The organism is Streptomyces tauricus (assembly GCF_014650955.1).
GTDB lineage: Bacteria > Actinomycetota > Actinomycetes > Streptomycetales > Streptomycetaceae > Streptomyces > Streptomyces tauricus.
In genome coordinates, this window is sequence record NZ_BMVY01000016.1 from 113,647 (window position 1) to 131,641 (window position 17,995).

At 72.7% G+C, this 17,995-nt stretch carries 17 protein-coding genes and 1 pseudogene; 14 read left to right on the forward strand and 4 right to left on the reverse strand.

Annotated elements, in window-relative coordinates:
* Positions 1-2: 2 nt before the first annotated feature.
* From IE278_RS23840 to IE278_RS23870, 7 genes are read left to right on the forward strand one after another with little or no spacing between them, the layout of a single operon-like run.
* Positions 3-269 (forward strand): gas vesicle protein GvpG, encoded by a 267-nt coding sequence (locus tag IE278_RS23840; protein ID WP_189775291.1) that lies wholly within the window; start codon positions 3-5, stop codon positions 267-269.
* Positions 266-985, forward strand: coding sequence for a DNA primase (locus tag IE278_RS23845; RefSeq protein WP_189775292.1), 720 nt, complete (start codon positions 266-268; stop codon positions 983-985). The genes IE278_RS23840 and IE278_RS23845 overlap by 4 nt, the downstream gene beginning before the upstream one ends.
* Complete coding sequence (locus IE278_RS23850; RefSeq protein ID WP_189775293.1) at positions 978-2,153, forward strand: SRPBCC family protein; 1,176 nt, start codon at positions 978-980, stop codon at positions 2,151-2,153. Before IE278_RS23845 ends, IE278_RS23850 begins: the two co-directional genes overlap by 8 nt.
* Positions 2,150-2,509, forward strand: coding sequence for a gas vesicle protein (locus IE278_RS23855; RefSeq protein ID WP_189775294.1), 360 nt, complete (start codon positions 2,150-2,152; stop codon positions 2,507-2,509). The genes IE278_RS23850 and IE278_RS23855 overlap by 4 nt, the downstream gene beginning before the upstream one ends.
* Positions 2,506-3,324 carry a GvpL/GvpF family gas vesicle protein gene (locus IE278_RS23860; protein WP_189775295.1) on the forward strand — a complete coding sequence of 273 codons (819 nt, stop codon included), beginning with the start codon at positions 2,506-2,508 and terminating at the stop codon, positions 3,322-3,324. Before IE278_RS23855 ends, IE278_RS23860 begins: the two co-directional genes overlap by 4 nt.
* Positions 3,321-3,509, forward strand: a complete 189-nt coding sequence (locus IE278_RS23865; protein ID WP_107016810.1) for a gas vesicle protein — start codon at positions 3,321-3,323, stop codon at positions 3,507-3,509. The genes IE278_RS23860 and IE278_RS23865 overlap by 4 nt, the downstream gene beginning before the upstream one ends.
* 41 nt (positions 3,510-3,550) lie before the next feature.
* Entirely contained in the window at positions 3,551-3,871 is a 321-nt protein-coding gene (locus IE278_RS23870) for a gas vesicle protein K (RefSeq protein ID WP_189775347.1), read from the forward strand.
* A 204-nt stretch (positions 3,872-4,075) separates the two neighbouring features.
* Here IE278_RS23870 and IE278_RS23875 read toward each other — a convergent pair whose 3' ends face one another.
* The gene (locus IE278_RS23875) at positions 4,076-4,894 is read right to left on the reverse strand and encodes a class I SAM-dependent methyltransferase (RefSeq protein WP_189775296.1); all 819 of its coding nucleotides are present in this window, start codon (positions 4,892-4,894) and stop codon (positions 4,076-4,078) included.
* A gap of 108 nt (positions 4,895-5,002) precedes the next feature.
* Positions 5,003-6,493: a bifunctional phosphatase PAP2/diacylglycerol kinase family protein gene (locus IE278_RS23880; RefSeq protein ID WP_189775297.1), complete on the reverse strand. Its 1,491-nt coding sequence runs from the start codon at positions 6,491-6,493 to the stop codon at positions 5,003-5,005.
* An 81-nt stretch (positions 6,494-6,574) separates the two neighbouring features.
* On the opposite strand from IE278_RS23880, the gene IE278_RS23885 reads away from it, so the two are divergent.
* The 5 genes from IE278_RS23885 (at position 6,575) to IE278_RS23905 (ending at position 12,957) form a co-directional block, all read left to right on the forward strand.
* The gene (locus IE278_RS23885; RefSeq protein WP_189775298.1) at positions 6,575-8,194 is read left to right on the forward strand and encodes an ABC-F family ATP-binding cassette domain-containing protein; all 1,620 of its coding nucleotides are present in this window, start codon (positions 6,575-6,577) and stop codon (positions 8,192-8,194) included.
* 302 nt (positions 8,195-8,496) lie between these two features.
* Positions 8,497-9,291, forward strand: a complete 795-nt coding sequence (locus IE278_RS23890) for an RNA polymerase sigma factor SigF (protein ID WP_189775299.1) — start codon at positions 8,497-8,499, stop codon at positions 9,289-9,291.
* A 269-nt stretch (positions 9,292-9,560) separates the two neighbouring features.
* Positions 9,561-10,466 carry a collagen-like domain-containing protein gene (locus IE278_RS41830; RefSeq protein ID WP_213089738.1) on the forward strand — a complete coding sequence of 302 codons (906 nt, stop codon included), beginning with the start codon at positions 9,561-9,563 and terminating at the stop codon, positions 10,464-10,466.
* 161 nt (positions 10,467-10,627) lie between these two features.
* On the forward strand, positions 10,628-11,866 hold the full coding sequence (locus IE278_RS23900; RefSeq protein ID WP_189775300.1) for an aminotransferase class I/II-fold pyridoxal phosphate-dependent enzyme: 1,239 nt from the start codon (positions 10,628-10,630) through the stop codon (positions 11,864-11,866).
* Positions 11,863-12,957: an MBL fold metallo-hydrolase gene (locus IE278_RS23905; RefSeq protein WP_189775301.1), complete on the forward strand. Its 1,095-nt coding sequence runs from the start codon at positions 11,863-11,865 to the stop codon at positions 12,955-12,957. Before IE278_RS23900 ends, IE278_RS23905 begins: the two co-directional genes overlap by 4 nt.
* A 451-nt stretch (positions 12,958-13,408) precedes the next feature.
* Here IE278_RS23905 and IE278_RS23910 read toward each other — a convergent pair whose 3' ends face one another.
* Both IE278_RS23910 and IE278_RS23915 read right to left on the reverse strand, forming a co-directional pair.
* Positions 13,409-14,038 (reverse strand): DedA family protein, encoded by a 630-nt coding sequence (locus IE278_RS23910; protein WP_189775302.1) that lies wholly within the window; start codon positions 14,036-14,038, stop codon positions 13,409-13,411.
* A 71-nt stretch (positions 14,039-14,109) separates the two neighbouring features.
* A pseudogene (locus IE278_RS23915) lies at positions 14,110-14,874 on the reverse strand (MBL fold metallo-hydrolase); the annotation flags it as partial.
* An 84-nt stretch (positions 14,875-14,958) separates the two neighbouring features.
* On the opposite strand from IE278_RS23915, the gene IE278_RS23920 reads away from it, so the two are divergent.
* Both IE278_RS23920 and IE278_RS23925 read left to right on the forward strand, forming a co-directional pair.
* Positions 14,959-15,384 carry a hypothetical protein gene (locus tag IE278_RS23920; protein WP_189775304.1) on the forward strand — a complete coding sequence of 142 codons (426 nt, stop codon included), beginning with the start codon at positions 14,959-14,961 and terminating at the stop codon, positions 15,382-15,384.
* 390 nt (positions 15,385-15,774) lie between these two features.
* The gene (locus IE278_RS23925; RefSeq protein ID WP_373312067.1) at positions 15,775-17,844 is read left to right on the forward strand and encodes a phage holin family protein; all 2,070 of its coding nucleotides are present in this window, start codon (positions 15,775-15,777) and stop codon (positions 17,842-17,844) included.
* The last annotated feature ends 151 nt before the right edge of the window (positions 17,845-17,995 follow it).

Here is a 17,995-nt window from a genome sequence, read left to right on the forward strand (position 1 = left end):
ACATGGGGCTGATCGGAGAGGTCCTGATGCTGCCGTTCGCCCCCGTGCGCGGCAGCCTCTGGGCCATGAAGCAGGTGGTGAACGAGGCCGAGCGCCAGTACTACGACCCGGCGGTCGTCCGTGCCGAACTCGGCCGGCTTGAGGAGCGTCTCAACGCCGGCGAGATCGACGAGGCGGAGTTCGACCGCATGGAGGACGAGCTCCTCGACCGGCTGGAGACAGCCATGGCCAGGGGCACCGGAACAGGCGACAACGGGACTACACAATGAACCGACTAGGGCTTGGCCTCGCCGTAGGGGCCGGATACGTCCTCGGACGTACGAAGAAGATGAAGCTGGCGTTCGCCGTCGGCACCATGGTGGCCGGCAAGCGGATGCACCTCAGCCCGCGGGCCATCGGGGACCTGCTCTCCCAGCAACTGGCGAACAACCCCCAGTTCAAGGAGATCGGCGACCAGCTGCGCGGGGACCTGCGTGGTGTGGGCAAGGCCGCCACCGGCGCTCTCGTCGAGCGCCAGATCACCGGTCTCGCCGACCGGCTGCACGGCCGCACCACCCAGGTGCAGGACCAGCTCGCGGGCGTCGTCCCGGACGCGGTCCCCGACGTGCCCGGGGTCGGCAAGAAGCGCCGCAAGCGGGACGAGGAACCGGAGGACGAGTACGACGACGTCGAGTACGACGACGACGAGTACGAGCACGACGACGAAGCGGACGACTCCGCCGGTGGCAGCCGCGACGCTGACGGCGAGGCGGCCGAGGACGACGAGAAGCCGCGGCCCCGCAAGCGGGCTCCCGCGAAGAAGTCCGCGAAGGCTCCCGCGAAGAAGTCCGCCGAGAGGCGGAGCCCCGGCAACGAGGCACCGGCGAAGAAGACGGCGGCCAGGGCCGCGAAGAAGGCACCGGGCAGGAAGACGGCCGCGGCGAAGACCGCCACGCGCCGCACCACCCGGGCCCGTACGACGAGGGGAGGCGGCGACGATGACTGACACCCTCGGGTCCGCGACCAAGCAGGCCAAGAGCAACCCGTTGACCTCCGTCGCCCAGAGCGAGGCGGTCGACCGGCTCAAGGAGGAGGCCCAGGCCTATCTCGCTGCCCAGGTCCAGCGGATGCTGGTCGGCGTCGGGACCAAGCTCGGCCAGACGACGGGCAAGCTCAACGACATCGCCTCCGGCGACAGCCCCGGCTTCGCCAAGCTCGCCCTCGACGGCGGCCGCAAGATCGCCGAGGGCAAGGGTCCGATGCGCACCGCGCTGGAACTCGGCGCGGGCAAGGCCAAGGACAGCGTGGTCGGCGCCTTCAAGAACCTGACCGGCGGCAAGGGAAGGCGCAAGGGCGGCGCGGGCAAGAAGCCGACCGTCATCATCGAGTTCATCGACGTCGGCGTGCCGCTGCGCACCGCCTACGACCAGTGGACCCAGTACCAGGACTTCAGCACCTTCGCCAAGGGCGTCAAGAGCGCGAACCGCGCCGACGACACGACGTCCGACTGGCAGATGAAGATCTTCTGGTCCAGCCGCAGCTGGAAGGCCCACACCACCGAGCAGGTGGCGGACCAGCGGATCAGCTGGACGTCCGAGGGCGCCAAGGGCACCACCAAGGGCGTCGTCACCTTCCACTCGCTCGCGGAGAACCTCACCCGCGTGCTGCTGGTCATCGAGTACTACCCCAAGGGGCTGTTCGAGAAGACCGGCAACATCTGGCGCGCCCAGGGCCGCAGGGCACGCCTCGACCTGAAGAACTTCTCCCGCTTCATCACGATCAAGGGCGAGGCGGACGACGGCTGGCGCGGCGAGATCCGCGACGGAGAGGTCGTCACGAGCCACGAGGACGCGGTCGCGGAGGAGGAGGAAGCCGAGCAGAGCGCCGAGGACACCTCCGAGGACGGCTCCGAGGACACCGAGGCCTCGGCCGAGGACGAGGAGACTCCGGAGGACGAGGAGTCCGCCGAGGACGGGCTGCCCGAGGACGAAGAGGGTTACGAGGACGAGGACGCCCCCGAGGCCGAGTACGAGGACGAAGAGGCCCCGGAGGACGAGGAAGCCTACGAGGAGGACGCGCCCGAGGCCGAGTACGAGGACGAGGACGTCCCGGAGGAAGAGGAGGCGGACGAGCGAGAGCGTGAGCCCGCCGGTGCCAGGGGCGGCCGTCGATGACCACCGCACAGCGCCTGCCCGACCCGTACGGGAACGGCGGCGGCGCGAACCTCGCGGACATCCTCGAACGAGTCCTGGACAAGGGCATCGTGATCGCGGGTGACATCCGGATCAACCTGCTGGACATCGAACTCCTCACCATCAAGCTGCGGCTGATCGTCGCCTCCGTCGACAAGGCGAAGGAGATGGGCATCGACTGGTGGGAGACCGATCCGCAGTTGTCCTCCCGCGCCGGGCGCGACGAACTCGCCCGGGAGAACGCCGAGTTGCGCGCGCATGTCGCCGAACTGGAGGAAGCGCGCGCCGAAGTGCCCGCACGTGAGCGGGCACCTGCGAAGAAGGAAGCCCAGGAATGAGTGGCCTGCGTTACGTGTACGCCGTATGCCGCCCCTTCGGTACACCCCTGCCGGCTCAGCTGACAGGGGTGGCCGGCGTACCGCCCAAGCAGCTGGTCCACGGCGACCTGGTCGCCGTCGTCGGCCAGGTGCCCGAAGAGGACTTCGCGGAGGGCCCGCTGCGGGCCCACCTGGAGGACTTGGACTGGCTCGGCGCGACCGCGCGGGCCCACCAGAACGTGATCGACGCGCTCACCGTGGTCACCTCGCCGCTGCCGCTCAGGCTCGCCACGGTGTTCCTGGACGACAGCGGCGTCCGGTCGATGATGGAGGAGCGCGAGGAGACCTTCCTGCGCACCCTCGACCGGCTCGACGGCCGGGTGGAGTGGGGCGTGAAGGTGTACTCGGAACCCACGGAGCCGTCCGGGGAGACGTCCGGCGAGTCCGGCGTCTCCGGCGGCCTGGGCGATACGGGTACGCGGACCGCGTCCTCGCCCTCGCCGGGCAGGGCCGGGTCCGGGCGGGACTATCTGCGGCAACGGCGCAACCAGCGCAAGGAGAGCGAGGAGAAGTGGGAGCGGGCCGAGGAGTTCTCGCGCCGGCTCCACGAGTCCCTTTCCGGGTACGCGGAGGACACCCGGATCCACGCCCCGCAGAACTCGGCCATCTCCCGTGCGCCCGGCCGGAACATCCTGAACGCCGCCTATCTGGTGCCGCGCACGGAGTCCGAGGCGTTCGTGGAACTGGTGGACCGCACGAAGGACGACGCGCCGGGACTGCGCGTCGAGCTGACCGGTCCGTGGGCCTGCTACTCGTTCAGCGGGGAGGACGCGTGACCGTCGTGGAACGCCGGGAGGTCGCCCTCGTCGACCTCCTCGACCGGCTGCTCGCGGGAGGGGTCGTCATCACCGGCGACCTCACTCTGCGGATCGCGGACGTCGATCTCGTACGGATCGATCTGAACGCGCTCATCAGCTCGGTGAACGAGAACGTTCCCGCGCCGTGGGAGGAGATGCTGTGAGCGGCGGCGAGGCACTTCAGAGGGTCGTCGACGACGCGGTCCTGGGAACCGGAACCCGGTCCGGGGCCGGGGCCGGGAAGCAGGCTGGGCGGAGTCGGCTCGACCTCGAACCCGACACGGTGGAGCGGGACCTGATCAAGCTGGTGCTGACCGTGGTCGAGTTGCTGCGGCAACTGATGGAGCGGCAGGCCGTGCGGCGCTTCGACACGGGGGATCTGTCGGAGGACCAGGAGGAGCGGATCGGGTTGACGCTGATGCTCCTCGACGACCGGATGGCGGAGCTGCGCGACCGCTACGGCCTCCGTCCGGAGGACCTGAACCTCGACCTCGGCCCCTTGGGGCCGCTGCTTCCCCGGGACTAGGCCCCGCGCCCCTTACAAGCAAAAGACTGCGCCGTTCCCCGCGCCCCCAAAAGACAAAAGATTGCGCCGTTCCCCGCGCCCCTAAAGGCAAAGGCCAAAGCCTGCGCCGTTCCCCGCGCCCCTATGGGGGCGCCCCGTCAGGGGCGCGGGGAACGGCGCAATCTTTTGAGGGGCGCGGGGAACGGCGCGGACGGGCCCGCCGGTTCAGGGTGTCCGTTTGCGGGACAGGAGTTCGCCGTGGAGGACGGCGAACCACGCGTCCTCCTGGCGCCCCCACTCCCGCCACGCGGCGGCGATCGCGTCCAACCGCTCCACCCCCGCATGCCCTCCCTCAACCGCACGCGCCGCATACGCGGACGCGACCGTGCGGTCCGCCCACAGCCCGCTCCACCACGCCCGCTCCTCCGCGGTCGAGTAGCACCACGTACCCGCGGACGCCGTGATGTCCTCGAAGCCGGCCGCCAGCGCCCACGACTTGAGGCGCCGCCCGGCATCCGGTTCACCCCCGTTGGCGCGCGCCACCCGCCGGTACAGGTCGAGCCAGTCGTCCATCCCCGGGGACCGCGGATACCAGGTCATCGCCGCGTAGTCCGAGTCCCGGACGGCGACGAAACCCCCCGGCTTCGTGACCCGGTACATCTCCCGCAGCGCCTGCACCGGATCGCCCACGTGCTGCAGCACCTGGTGCGCGTGGACGACGCAGAAGCTGTCGTCCGGATACTCCAGCGCGTGGACGTCCGCGACGGCGAAGTCGACGTTCGTCAGGCCCCGTCCGGCCGCCGTGGCGCGTGCCTGGTCCAGGATGCCCGGCGCGTGGTCGACGCCGGTGACCTGGCCGTCCGGGACCAGTTCGGCCAGGTCCGCGGTGATGGTGCCGGGCCCGCAGCCGATGTCCAGGATCCGCATGTGGGGCTTGAGCGAGCCGAGGAGGTAGGCCGCCGAGTTGGCGGCCGTACGCCAGGTGTGCGAGCGCAGCACGGACTCGTGGTGGCCGTGCGTGTACACGGCGGTCTCCTCAGGCATGGCGGCATCCTCTTCACTCGTCACCGGGCCCCGCGGGGCATACGAGTCAAGCTACGCCGCCATGTCGAATGATGAGACCCACGTATCGTCATCTGGACTGACAGGTCATCAGCGCGGGCCGCTCGGGCGGTAGACCGTCAGCGCCTCCGGGAGCTTCTGGACCGTCACATCGCCCTCCACCGGCGTGACTTCGCCGTCGAAGGCCAGCAGCGTGCCCGGTTCGACGCCCTGCACCCGCAGACCGCCGACCCGCAGCGCCGCGTGCACGGGGGACCGGGTCAGCGGTCCGGCCACGGCCGCGGCGAGCAGGCGTACGGCCGGGAAACGGCCGCCGTGCACGACCCGCACGTCGAGGAGACCGTCCGAGAGGTCGTAACGCCGGGCCGGGATCGGCCCCATCCGGTGATAGGTGCCGTTGCCGGCGAACAGCAGCCACAACGGCCGCTCCCGGCCCTCGAACTCGGCCCGCAGCGGGTGCCGTCCCGCGCGCACGACGCGCAGGGTCGCGACCACCCCGGCCGGCCAGCCGCCGATCCGCTTCGACCAGTGGTCCCGCTCGCGCACCAGCTCCGGATAGACGCCCAGGCTGCAGTTGTTGAGGAAGTAGCCCTCCTGCTCACCGGCGGAGTACCGGCCCACGTCCACCCGTACGGCGTCGCCCTCCGTCAGGGCGCGGCTCAGACCGCGTACGTCCTCCACGCCCAGGTCCTTCGTGAAGTGGTTGAGCGTGCCGCCGGGCAGCACGGCGAGCGGCAGGCCGTGGCGCAGGGCCACCGTGGCGGCCGCGTTGATCGAGCCGTCGCCGCCGCACACCCCCAGCACCTCTGCGCGGGCCGCCGCCTTCTCCAACTCGGCCCGCAGGTACTCCGGTTCGCACTCCACGACCTCCGCGAGCGGCAGCGCGTCCCCGATGGCGCGCATCCGGTCCGCGGTGCCCGCCGAGGTGTTGACCACGAGTACCAGGCCCTCCCCGTCCTGAAGGGCGGGCACGTCCGCGCGCGGACGCCCGGGCGGTGGCAGCTGGTCACGCGTCGGCACCAGCCCGCGTACGGCGAAGGCGGCCCCCGCGCCGAACGCCGCCCCGACGAGCACGTCGCTCGGGAAGTGCGCACCCGTGTAGATCCGGGACAGGGCCACCGCGGCGGCCACCGGGGCCACCACCGCGCCTAGCGTCCGGGACTCCAGGGCGACGCCCGTCGCGAAGGCCGCCGCGGACGCCGAGTGCCCCGAGGGGAAGGAGGTGGTGATCGGCTGCCGCTTCAGCTGCCGCATCATCGGCACGGTGTCGAGCCGGGGGCGCGGGCGGCGCACCGAGCGCTTGCCCACGGTGTTGATCGTGGCCGAGGCCAGGGCGAGCGAGGCGATCCCGCGGACGGCAGCCCGGCGCGCCCGCGGTGAGCGGGTCGCCGCCAGGGCCGCCGCCGCGCCGAACCACAGCACCCCGTGGTTCGCGCTGCGGCTCAGCTTCGGCAGCAGCGGGTCGGCGCCCGGCCAGTGCCGGGTCGCGACCGCCTCGAACAGGCGGGTGTCGAGGGCCAGCAGCCGGTTCAGCAGGGCGTGGCCGGCTCCGGCGGCGGTGAGGTCTACTTCTGCGGTCATGCCTCATCGTCTACCCCACCGGGCCTTCGGCGCGCATATCGGTTTGCCCCGCCGCCCGTCCGCCCCGGACAATGCGCGACCATGGGACATCTCGAAGCCGCGCACCTGGAGTACTACCTTCCCGACGGGAGGGCGCTGCTCGGCGACGTCTCCTTCCGGGTGGGCGAAGGGGCCGTGGTGGCGCTCGTGGGGCCCAACGGCGCCGGAAAAACGACACTGCTGCGGCTGATCTCGGGCGAGCTGAAACCGCACGGCGGTACGGTCACAGTGAGCGGCGGACTCGGGGTGATGCGCCAGTTCGTGGGATCCGTACGGGACGAGTCGACCGTGCGTGACCTGCTCGTGTCGGTGGCCCAGCCCCGCATCCGCGAGGCCGCGCAGGCCGTGGACCGTGCCGAGCACGGCATCATGACGGTCGACGACGAGGCCGCGCAGATGCAGTACGCGCAGGCACTCTCGGACTGGGCGGAGGCCCAGGGGTACGAGGCCGAGACGCTCTGGGACATCTGCACCACGGCCGCGCTCGGCGTCCCGTACGACAAGGCGCAGTTCCGCGAGGTACGCACCCTGTCGGGCGGTGAGCAGAAGCGGCTCGTCCTCGAAGCGCTGCTGCGTGGCTCCGACGAGGTGCTGCTCCTCGACGAGCCGGACAACTACCTCGACGTCCCCGGCAAGCGCTGGCTGGAGGAGAGGCTGCGGGAGACCCGTAAGACGGTCCTGTTCGTCTCGCACGACCGGGAACTGCTCGCCCGCTCCGCCGAGAAGATCGTCAGCGTGGAGCCGGGCCCGGCCGGTGCCGACGCCTGGGTGCACGGCGGTGGCTTCGCCACGTACCACGAGGCCCGCCGCGAGCGCTTTGCACGCTTCGAGGAGCTGCGGCGGCGCTGGGACGAGAAGCACGCCCAGCTCAAGAAGCTGGTACTCAACCTGCGCCAGGCGGCCTCCATCAGCCATGAGCTGGCCTCGCGCTACCAGGCCGCGCAGACCAGACTGCGCAAGTTCGAGGAGGCCGGGCCGCCGCCGGAGCCGCCGCGCGAGCAGGACATCACGATGCGCCTGCACGGCGGACGCACCGGCGTACGGGCCGTGACCTGCAAGGGGCTCGAACTGACCGGCCTGATGAAACCCTTCGACCTGGAGGTCTTCTACGGCGAGCGGGTCGCCGTCCTCGGCTCGAACGGCTCGGGCAAGTCGCACTTCCTGCGGCTGCTGGCGGGCGGCGACGTGGCGCACACGGGGGAGTGGAAGCTCGGCGCGCGGGTCGTGGCCGGCCACTTCGCGCAGACCCACGCGCACCCCGAACTGGTGGGGCGCCCCCTGCTCGACATCCTGTGGACCGAGCACGCCCAGGCCCGCGGGGCCGCGATGTCGCGGCTGCGGAGGTACGAGCTGACGGCTCAGGCGGAGCAGCGGTTCGACCGGCTGTCCGGTGGGCAGCAGGCCCGCTTCCAGATCCTCCTGCTCGAACTGGAGGGGTCCACGGCCCTGCTCCTCGACGAGCCGACGGACAACCTCGACCTGGAGTCGGCGGAAGCCCTTCAGGAGGGGCTTGAGGCGTATCAGGGGACGGTGCTGGCCGTCACCCACGACCGGTGGTTCGCGCGCGCCTTCGACCGGTATCTGGTGTTCGGGAGCGACGGGCGCGTGCGGGAGACGGCGGAGCCGGTGTGGGACGAGCGGCGGGTGGAGCGCTCGCGCTAGCGCTTCGCCTGGCAGGGCCGGGAGTTGTCGGGGGTGCGGGCCGGCGGGGGCTGGCCGCGCGGTTCTCCGCGCCCCTTTTCAGGGGTGCGGAGAACCGCGCAATCTGGCCCTGAACATCAACACGAGGTCTCCGCCCGTGTTTGCCCCGGGAAACCCGGGGCAGGCGGACACTCAGTGCTTCGGACAGGAGGCACGTCCGTGGGAGTCGCGTCCCGCCCCACGGGTGTGCCCGTTCCGGCTCCAGGGTGCGCTCTCACGGTTGACCGTCCAACCAGAGCACCCTCAAGAGAGTTGCAGGCATCATGCGCACTCACGCGAGCGCCAGGCACCATCCGCACGACGACGCCCCCGACACGGCCGAGGACTTCCGCAGGCTCGCCTCGATGCCTCCCGGCCGGGCGCGCGACACGCTTCGTGAACAGATCATCGAAGCCTGGCTGCCCATGGCGGAGCGACTGGCCGGCCGGTTCCGCAGCCGCGGCGAGAACTTCGAGGACCTGCGGCAGGTCGCGGCGCTCGGTCTGGTCAAGGCCGTCGACCGCTACGACCCCGAGCGCGGCAACGCCTTCGAGAGCTACGCCGTGCCGACCGTCACCGGTGAGATCAAGCGTCACTTCCGTGACCACATGTGGACCCTGCACGTACCGCGCCGGGTCCAGGACCTGCGCAACCGCGTCCGCTTCGCGCGCCAGGACCTGTCCCAGACCATTCCCGGCCGGCAGCCCACGGTCGAGGAGATCGCCGCGCACGCGCAGATGAGCGAGGACGACGTACGCACCGGTCTGGAGGCCCTGGAGAGCTTCACCGCGCTCTCGCTGGACGCCGAACTGCCCGGCAGCGAGGACGGCTACTCCCTGAGCGACGCGCTGGGCTCCGCCGACCCGGCCCTCGACATCGTGATCGACCGCGAATCGGTCAAGCCCCGGCTGGAGGCCCTGTCCGAACGCGAACGGGCCATCCTCTACATGCGGTTCTTCAGCGACATGACCCAGAGCCGTATCGCCGAGCAGCTCGGCATCTCCCAGATGCATGTCTCCCGGCTGATCAGCCGCTGCTGCGACCGGCTGCGGGACCAGGTCATGCGGGACGTCGCGTGACGGGCCGCGTTCCGGGCCGAGTGACGGGCCCCGTGCGACAGGCCGCGTGGCGGGCCGTGTGACCCCTCCGGCGCTCTTCTGACGCCACCGGCACAGGTGCGGGCCGGTTCACCCGCTCGGGCGTCCCCGTGGCACGAATGGTGTCCGGCCGCGCGCGCCCCGGGCGGGGGCGGGCTGTGATGGGCTGCGGGGCATGCCGGTCGTGCCCCGCCTCCGCCGCCGTACCCGGGCGTGGGGGTCCAGCCGACGGCCGAAGGAGACCGAGCCCCATGCCGCTGAGCCGTACCGCTCGCGCACTGTCCGCCACCGCCTTCACCACCCTCGTACTCGGCACCGCCGCGACGGCCGCGACCACAACGGCCGCGTCCGCGAACTCGGGGGCAGAGGTCAGCCCGCGCACGGTGGCCCCGGGCGGCAGCGTCACCGTCTCCGTCACCTGCGCGTCGACCGGCGGGCACCCGCCCAAGACCATCGACGCCACCTCCGACGCCTTCGAGCACGGCACGGTCCAGCTGCACAGGACCGGGCACGCCGGGGACTCAGGAGACTCCGAGGGATCCGGGCACTCCGGACACAAGGAGGACCCCTCCCGGATGGACGACCCGGCGGGCGCGGACGATCCGGCGGGCGTCGACGACCTGGCGGGGGTCGAGGATCCGTTGGGCGTCGAAGACGCGGCCGGCATGGACGACCCGGCGGGGGACGAGGACGCGACGGGGCTGGACGACGAGGGTCCGGCAGTCGTCGAGGAGCCCGCGGACGCCGGCGATCCGGGGGGCCGGGACGATCCCGCGGGCAAGGACGACCCCGCGGGCAAGGACGAGGCGCGGGGCGGTCTCACCTACAGCGGCACCGCCCGTATCGCGCCCGCCGCGGACTTCGCGGAGGGCGGCCCGGACGGCGCCGGGAAGTCCTCCGAGTGGCGGGCCGAGGGCGTCTGCCCGGCGGCGCCCGGCGGCGAGGGCAAGGAGTGGAGCGCGTCCTTCACGGTGTCCCTCGGTGCGTCCCACGACCGCTCTCACGGCACGCGGGTCCCGCACGGGGTGCACGCGGGCGAGGGCGGCACCTTCAACGACTCCACGGTCGCCCTGGTGTCCGGCGGCGTCCTCATCGCGGGCGCGCTCGGCGCGGCCGTCCACAAGCTGCGCCACCGGGAGTCGTCGCCGAACGGCTGAGTCGCGAAGCGGATCACTGGGTACGGGGCCCCAGGAGCACGACCGGCACCGTGGGGGACCGGAACGTGGGGGACCCCGACCGAGGGGACCCCGACCGAGGGGGCCGGACCGTGGGGGACCGGACCGAGGGGTCCAGGGAAGCACTGCGCGGAGGTACACAGATGCGGAGGACCGAGCCGGAAGGGCACGGACCTGTCCGTTACGGCCCACCCCTCCCGGACCACGGCCTGCCGCCGCCCTCCGGACTCGTCGCCGCGGCGACCGGCACGCACACCGAACCGACCGGCGGGAGCGCAGCCCTCCTGGACGCGGCCCGCGGCTACTGGGCCCGGCGCGGACTGCCCGCCGACCGCGACCGGACCGTCGCCGCGCCCGGCGCCCCCGCCCTGCTCCTCGCGCTGACCGCCGCACTCGGCGGCGATGTGCTGGTGCCCCGCCCGTGCGCGGCCTGGTGGACGCCGCAGGCCCGTCTGCTGGGCGCGTCCGTCTTCCCCGTGGGCACCCCCGCCGAGTGCGGCGGCGTCCCGGACCCGTACGCCCTCCTGGAGACCGTGCGCCGGGTGCGTGCCGAGGGCGGCGATCCGCGGCTGCTCGTCCTGTCCGTGGCCGACGATCCCGCCGCGACCGTCGCGCCGCCCGAGCTGGTCCACGAGACCGTCGAGGCCGCCGCAGGCGAGGGCCTGCACGTGGTCAGCGACGAGACCTGGCGCGACACGCTGCACGAGCCGCAGGACACCGTGCTGATCGGCCCCGCCGAGATGCTGCCGGACCGGGTCACGGTCCTCACCGACCTCGCCGGCCCGTTCCTCCCGGCCGGCTGGCCCGCCGCGATCGCCCGCTTCCCCGGCAACGACACCGGCACCCTCCTGCGCGACCGCGTCCTCGACGTCCTCACCGCACTCGACGCCCGGATCGCCACGCCGGTCGCCTCGGCCGCCGCGTACGCGCTCGGCGAGCCCGACGAGATCACGCACCGCCTCGCCGCGTCCGTACGGCTGCACGCGCGCGTGGCCGCCGCCGCGCACCGGGCGCTCACCGCGGCGGGCGCCTTCGTCCGGCCCCCGCGGGCGGGACGCCACCTGTACGCCGACCTCGGCCCGCTGCGGTCCGCGCTCGGCGCGCTCGGTGTCGGTGACGCGCAGGAACTGGAGGACTTCCTCAGCGTCCGGCTGGGCATGCCGACGCCCGGCGGGCACCGCTTCGGGGACGACCTCGGCGCCCTGCGCGTACGGCTGGACACCGGGGCGTTCCTCGGCACAACCGACGACGAGCGCATGGCGTCTCTTCTGTCACCGGAACCTCTGGAATTGCCGCATGTGGACAGCGTGTTGAGTCTGCTGGGATCGACCTTCGACGATCTCCGCGACGACGACGCTCGGCGACGGGAGTCCCCTCGATGACGCAGCAGCCCGAGTCGGCCACGACCACCACGACGACGCCCACGACGACTACGACTACGGCCACTACGACCACGGGCACGGCCGCCACGGCGGGTGCCGTGCCCGTTGCCGGGACGCCGCTCGACGAGCCGCGGCCCCTCGGTGAACGGCGGGTCTGGCCGCGCTCGTTCGCCGACCGGCTCACCGCACCGCTGCCGGGCATCAGCGGCTTCGCGCGGTTCGCCCGTGAGGGGGCGCTGCGGCCGGGGCCCGGCGGGCTCGCCGACGTACCCCGACTGCCGTACGAGCCGGGCCCGTTGCCCCGGGCAGACTCCGGTACCGTCGCCGTCTCCTGGGCGGGGCACGCCAGTTGGGTGGTCCGGATCGGTGGGCTCACGGTGCTCACCGACCCGGTCTGGTCCCGCAAGATCCTCGGAACTCCCGCCCGGATCACCCCGGTCGGCGTGCCCTGGAGCGCGCTGCCCCGCGTCGACGCGGTCGTCATCAGCCACAACCACTACGACCACCTGGACGCTCCGACCCTGCGCCGGCTCCCGCGCGACACTCCGGTGTTCGTCCCGGCGGGCCTCGGCCGGTGGTTCCGGCGGCGCCGCTTCACGTGCGTGACCGAGCTGGACTGGTGGGAGGCGGCCGAACTCCGCGGTGTCCGCCTGGACTTCGTGCCGGCCCACCACTGGTCCAAGCGCAGCCTCCACGACACCTGCCGCACGCTGTGGGGCGGCTGGGTGCTGACCGCGCCCGACGGCAGGCGGGTGTACTTCGCGGGCGACACGGGGTACGGGCACTGGTTCGGCCGCATCGGGGCGCGGTATCCCGGGATCGACCTGGCGTTGCTGCCGATCGGCGCGTACGAGCCGCGGTGGTGGCTGAGCGATGTGCACTGCGATCCGGAGGACGCGGTGCGGGCGGCTCAGGACCTCGGTGCGCGTCGGATGGCTCCCATGCACTGGGCGACGTTCGTCCTGTCGGCCGAACCCGTGATGGAACCGCTTGCCCGGGTGCGTGTGGCCTGGGATGGGGCGGGTCTGCGTCGCGAGGACCTGTGGGACCTTCCGGTGGGGGCGTCGCGCGTTCTGCCGGCGTCCCGTTAGGGGCGCTGGGAACTGCGCGGCCGGCTGCCACGTGGTCGCGCCGTCTGGACGGCGGCAAGTCACTTCCTGTGGGGGCCGTGGTGCAGCTGCGGGCCAGTTGTGGCTGGTTGCGCCGTTCCTCGCGCCCCTGGGGTGAGTGGGGGTGGGGTGCGTCGTGGGGTGCGGGCCCGTCGCGGTTGGTCGCGCAGTTCTCCGCGCCCCTGAGTGAGTGAGGGCTGAGGTGCGGTGTCGGGTGCGGGTGTGTTGTCGCTGGGCGCGCAGTTCCCCGCGCCCCTGGGGTGAGTGGGGGTTGGGGTGGGTTGTGGGGTGCCGGCCCGTTGTGGCTGGTTGCGCAGTTCCCCGCGCCCCTTGGGTGAGTGGGGGTGAGGTGCGTTGTCGGGTGCGGGTGTGTTGTGGTTGGGTGCGGCCGTTCCCTTGTTCCTGAGGGGGTGTCCTCGTCGGGGCGTGGGGCCTAGCGGGCTGTGGCGCTGCGGACTCGGCGCCATAGTGTGGGGGCCAGGCTGACGATCACCGTCAGGAGGATCGCCGCGAGTACGCCCTCCCAGGGCTCCTTGAACAGGGAGCCGCCCAGCACCCCGATGAGCTGGTACGTCGCCGCCCACGCGAGGCACGCCGGCGCGTTGCCGTGGGCGAACCGGCGCATCGGCCACTTCGCCATCAGACACGCGAGCATCACGGGGATGCGCCCCGCCGGGACCAGGCGGGACAGCACCAGCACCGCGACCCCGTGGTCGGCGAGCTTGCCCTGCGCCTGGGCCAGCCGGTCCTCCGGCGCGCGGTCGCGGATCGCCGCGAGCCAGCGCGAGCCGTTCTTCGACTTCATGCCGCGTCGACCGAGCCAGTACAGCGCCATGTCCCCGAGGAACGCGGCCAGCGCCGACACCAGGAAGACCAGCAGCATCGAGAAGGGCGCCGCCTGGTGGACGGCCACCACGGCCGCCGAACTCACCAGTGCACCCGTGGGAATCACCGGCACCAGCGCACCGATCAGCACCAGCAGGAACAGCGACGGATAGCCGAGCGCCTGCTGAGTGGCCACAGTCGGCACGGTCGTGACCGCGACGGCGAGCACAGGTCTCACCGGGTTCCGCCCTCCCGCTCGTCGTCGCCCCGACCAGCCGGTGCGTCCCCAGGGGAGGACCGGTACCCCACGATCTTGGGTCGCACACTTTCGCCGTGGTCGAGCCGGTGCACGGTCACGCCGGGCGCACGCTCGGCGGCCAGGCGCACGAACTCGGCGCCCGGCGCATGGAATTCGTGGGGGCGCACGGAATCCATGCCGATGGGCCAGTACGTGCCGTAATGCACCGGCACCGCGCTGCCGGGCCGCAGCAGGGCCAGCGCGTCGGCCGCCCGGCCCGCGTCGAGGTGCCCCTCGCCCAGGTACGGGCCCCAGCCGCCGACCGGCAGCAACGCCACGTCGACCGGTCCGACCTCCTCGGCCATCGACTCGAACAGACCGGTGTCCCCGGCGAAGTACGTCCGGGACTCGCCCTCGATCACATAGCCGAGGGCGGGCGCGCGATGCGGCCCGACCGGCAGTCGCCGCCCGTCGTGCCGCGCGGAGACGACCCGTACGTCCAGGTCACCGACCTGGACCCGGTCACCGGGCGCCACCTCGGTGAGCTCCAGTCCGCCGAGTCTGCGCAGTCCGGGGACCGCGCGCCGGGCACCGCGCGGCACCAGCAGCCGGGTGCCCGGGGCGAGCCGGGACAGCGAGGGGATGTGCAGATGGTCGGCGTGCAGATGAGAGATGAGCGTCACATCCGCCACCGCCGCGCCGGGTGGGGGCGGCGCGCCCCGGCGCCTGCGCAGATGCGCGAGCCGGCGCGCGAAGAGCGGGTCCGTGAGCACGCGTACTCCCGAGTCCTCTACCGTGCAGGTGGCGTGACCCCACCAAGTGATCTCCACCGGCACTCCTTTGCCTCCTTCGTGCGACTCCCCCCGAGCGTACGTGCAGGAGTAGGGTCGGCGACGAAACCCGGAGGTGAGGGGGACCCCATGGGAGACACACGCCGTACCTCCGGCACGCTGCGCGTGACGACGATCGCCAGCCTGACGCCGTTGGAGGAACTGGACGCGGACCCCTTCCTGGTGGACTCGCGCAGCCAGCACGCCATGTGTGCCCACTGGGCGGCCGAGCGCGGTTACGTGGTCACGAGAGAGCTGCTGCTGCGGGGGCTGCGGCCCGACCACTGCGCGCTCTGGGAGGACGCCGAGGCCGGCCTCGTGGATCTGTTCGTCGCGCCGAGCCGGCGGGTTCTGGAGCGGGCGCTGGCCTCGGTGGAGGAGTTCACCGCCGAGTGCGATCGGCGTGGGGTGCGGGTGGAGACGGTCGGGCATGCCGAGCCCGCGTACGACGCGCAGATGAAGGCGCGGGTGCATCGGCGGCTGTCGATGCCGACGGCGGGGTACGACGGGCGCTGAGCGCTCCGTTCGGTTCGGTTCGGTTCGGTTCGGGGGATTGCGCCGTTCCCCGCGCCCCTGGGTGAGTGGGGGCCGGGGTGTGTTGTCGGGTGCGGGTCCGTCGTGGCTGGTCGCGCCGTTCCCCGCGCCCCTTGGGTGGGTTTGGCTGGGGTGGGTTATTGGGTGCGGGCCGGTGAGGGCTGGTCGCGCCGTTCCGCGCGCCCCTGGGTGGGTGGGGCTGGGGGCCTTGTCGGGTGTGGGTTCGTTGTGGTTGGGCGCGTCGGTCCCCGTGGCCCCTGGCGGGTGGCCTCCTTGGGGTGGGGGTGTGGCAGGGTGGGGCCGGCTCCGTCGGCCGGAGGGCGGGCCTGAACGTGAGGCGGGCGTGACGTGGGGAAAGAACGATGGCAGAGGGTGGGGAGCGCGGTCTGGCGGAGTGTCGCCGTGTGGGCGGTCTCCACGGTCACCATGCTCGTGCTCGCCGGGATCCTGCCGGACTTCAGGCTCCAGTCGCCCGACGGTGACAGCGCCACCAGCATCGCCGTCACCGCCGCACTGGGCGCCGGAGCGTTCGGCGTGCTCTCCTCCGTCGTATGGCCCCTCCTCGTACGGGCGCTGCTCCTCGTCCCCGCCCTCGTCCTCGGCCTGCTCGTCTTCTTCCTGAACGGCTCACTCCTGCTGCTGGCCCTGCGCCTGGACCCTTCGGGGCAGAGCGAGGCCGCCCCGGAGACCGCCGTGGTGGTCGCCGCGGTGATGTCGGCGGTCGCCTCCGCCACCGGCGGCGCGCTGGCCGTGCGGGACGACGACGCGTACCGGCGCAGGCTGTACCGCCTGTCGGACCGCCGCCGCGGGCAGACACCGCCGCCCGGCGCCCTGTCGACCCCCGGCACGGTCTTCCTCCAGCTCGACGGAGTCGGTCACGACGTGCTCGTGGACGCCATCGGACGCGGCCTCATGCCCACCGTGGCCAGTTGGCTGGGCGAGGGCCCGGGAGCCCGTACCACCCACCGGCTCGCCCCCTGGCTCACCGACTGGTCCAGTCAGACCGGCGCCAGCCAGCTCGGCATCCTGCACGGCTCCAACTACGACGTCCCCGCCTTCCGCTGGTACGAGAAGGACACCCGGGAGATCGTGGTCTGCAACCGGCCCACCAGCGCCGCGGAACTCCAGCGCCGGGCCGTCGAACGTACCGGCGACGGCGGCCTGCTCACCGTGGACGGCGCGAGCCGCGGCAACCTCTTCAGCGGGGGCGCCGAGCAACTCGCCCTGGTGCTGTCCGTGGCCGCCAGGCGGGGCAGGGAGAACCGCTCCCGGGCGGGCTACTTCGCGTACTTCTCCGACCCCGCCAACGCGGTCCGTACCGCGCTGTCCTTCGTCGCCGACGTCGGCCGCGAGATCGGCGAGTCCACCCGGGCGCGGCTGCGCAAGCAGCGCCCCCGGGTCGGCCGCGGCGGTCTGTACCCCTTCATCCGGGCCTTCGCGACCGTCATCGAGCGGGACGTCGTCGTCGCGGCGGTGATCGGGGACATGTTCGCCGGACGCGCCTCGGTCTACGCGGACCTGGTCGCGTACGACGAGGTCGCGCACCACTCCGGGCCGCGCAGCCGGGACGCGGAGAAGGTTCTGCAGCGCCTGGACCGCTCGCTGGCCCTGATCGAGCAGGTCGCCGAGCACGCGCCGCGGACGTACCGCGTGGTCCTGCTCTCCGACCACGGGCAGAGCCCCGGCGAGACCTTCCACGCCCGTTACGGCCTCGGGCTCGGCGAACTGGTCCGGGCGGGCTGCGGGTTGCCCGTGCCGCGCAAGGCCCGGCGTACGCACAGCGGGGCCGAGGCCAGGACGGCGGTGCGGGCCGCGTTGCACAGGCCCGAGGCGGCGGAGGGCGGCGAGCAGTTGCGGCCGACCCGGCCGCCGTCGGAGCCCATCGTGCTGGCGTCCGGGAATCTGGGCCTGGTGTCCTTCCCGGACGTGCCGCACCGGATGAGCCGCGAGGAGATCGACGCGCGGCATCCGGCGTTGCTGACCACGCTCGCGAACCATCCCGGGATCGGGTTCGTGCTCGTGCGCAGCGAGGAGCACGGAGGGCTCGTGCTCGGGGCGCACGGCGCGGAGATTCCGCTGGACGAGCTGGACGACGATCCCGGGCCGCTCGCGGACTTCGGGCCGGGGGCCGCGGACGCGGTGCGCCGCACGCACTCGTTCCCGCACGTCGCGGACATCATGGTGAACTCCTGGTACGACCCCGAGGACGGTGAGGTCCTCGCGTTCGAGGAGCAGGTCGGGTCCCACGGGGGGCTCGGTGGAGCCCAGGGGCGGCCCTTCCTGATGTCGCCGCTCAGCCTCTCTCCGCCGGTCGGGGCGGGGGAGGAACTGGTGGGCGCGGAGCAGGTGCACCGGGTGCTGCGGCGGTGGTTGCGGGAGGACGACGGTCCGCAGGTGCCGGTCGGCGACGACGCGCCACGCGCCGGCGAACGGTCCGCGTGACCGGGGTGCGGTCGGGTGGGGCTTGTTGCGCAGTTCCCCGCGCCCCTTAGGGCGTTGACCTTGGCGCCGATGGATGGGTGCGGGCCGGTAGGGGCTGGCCGCGCAGTTCCCCGCGCCCCTTAGGTGGGGCGGGGCGAGGGTGTCTTGTGGG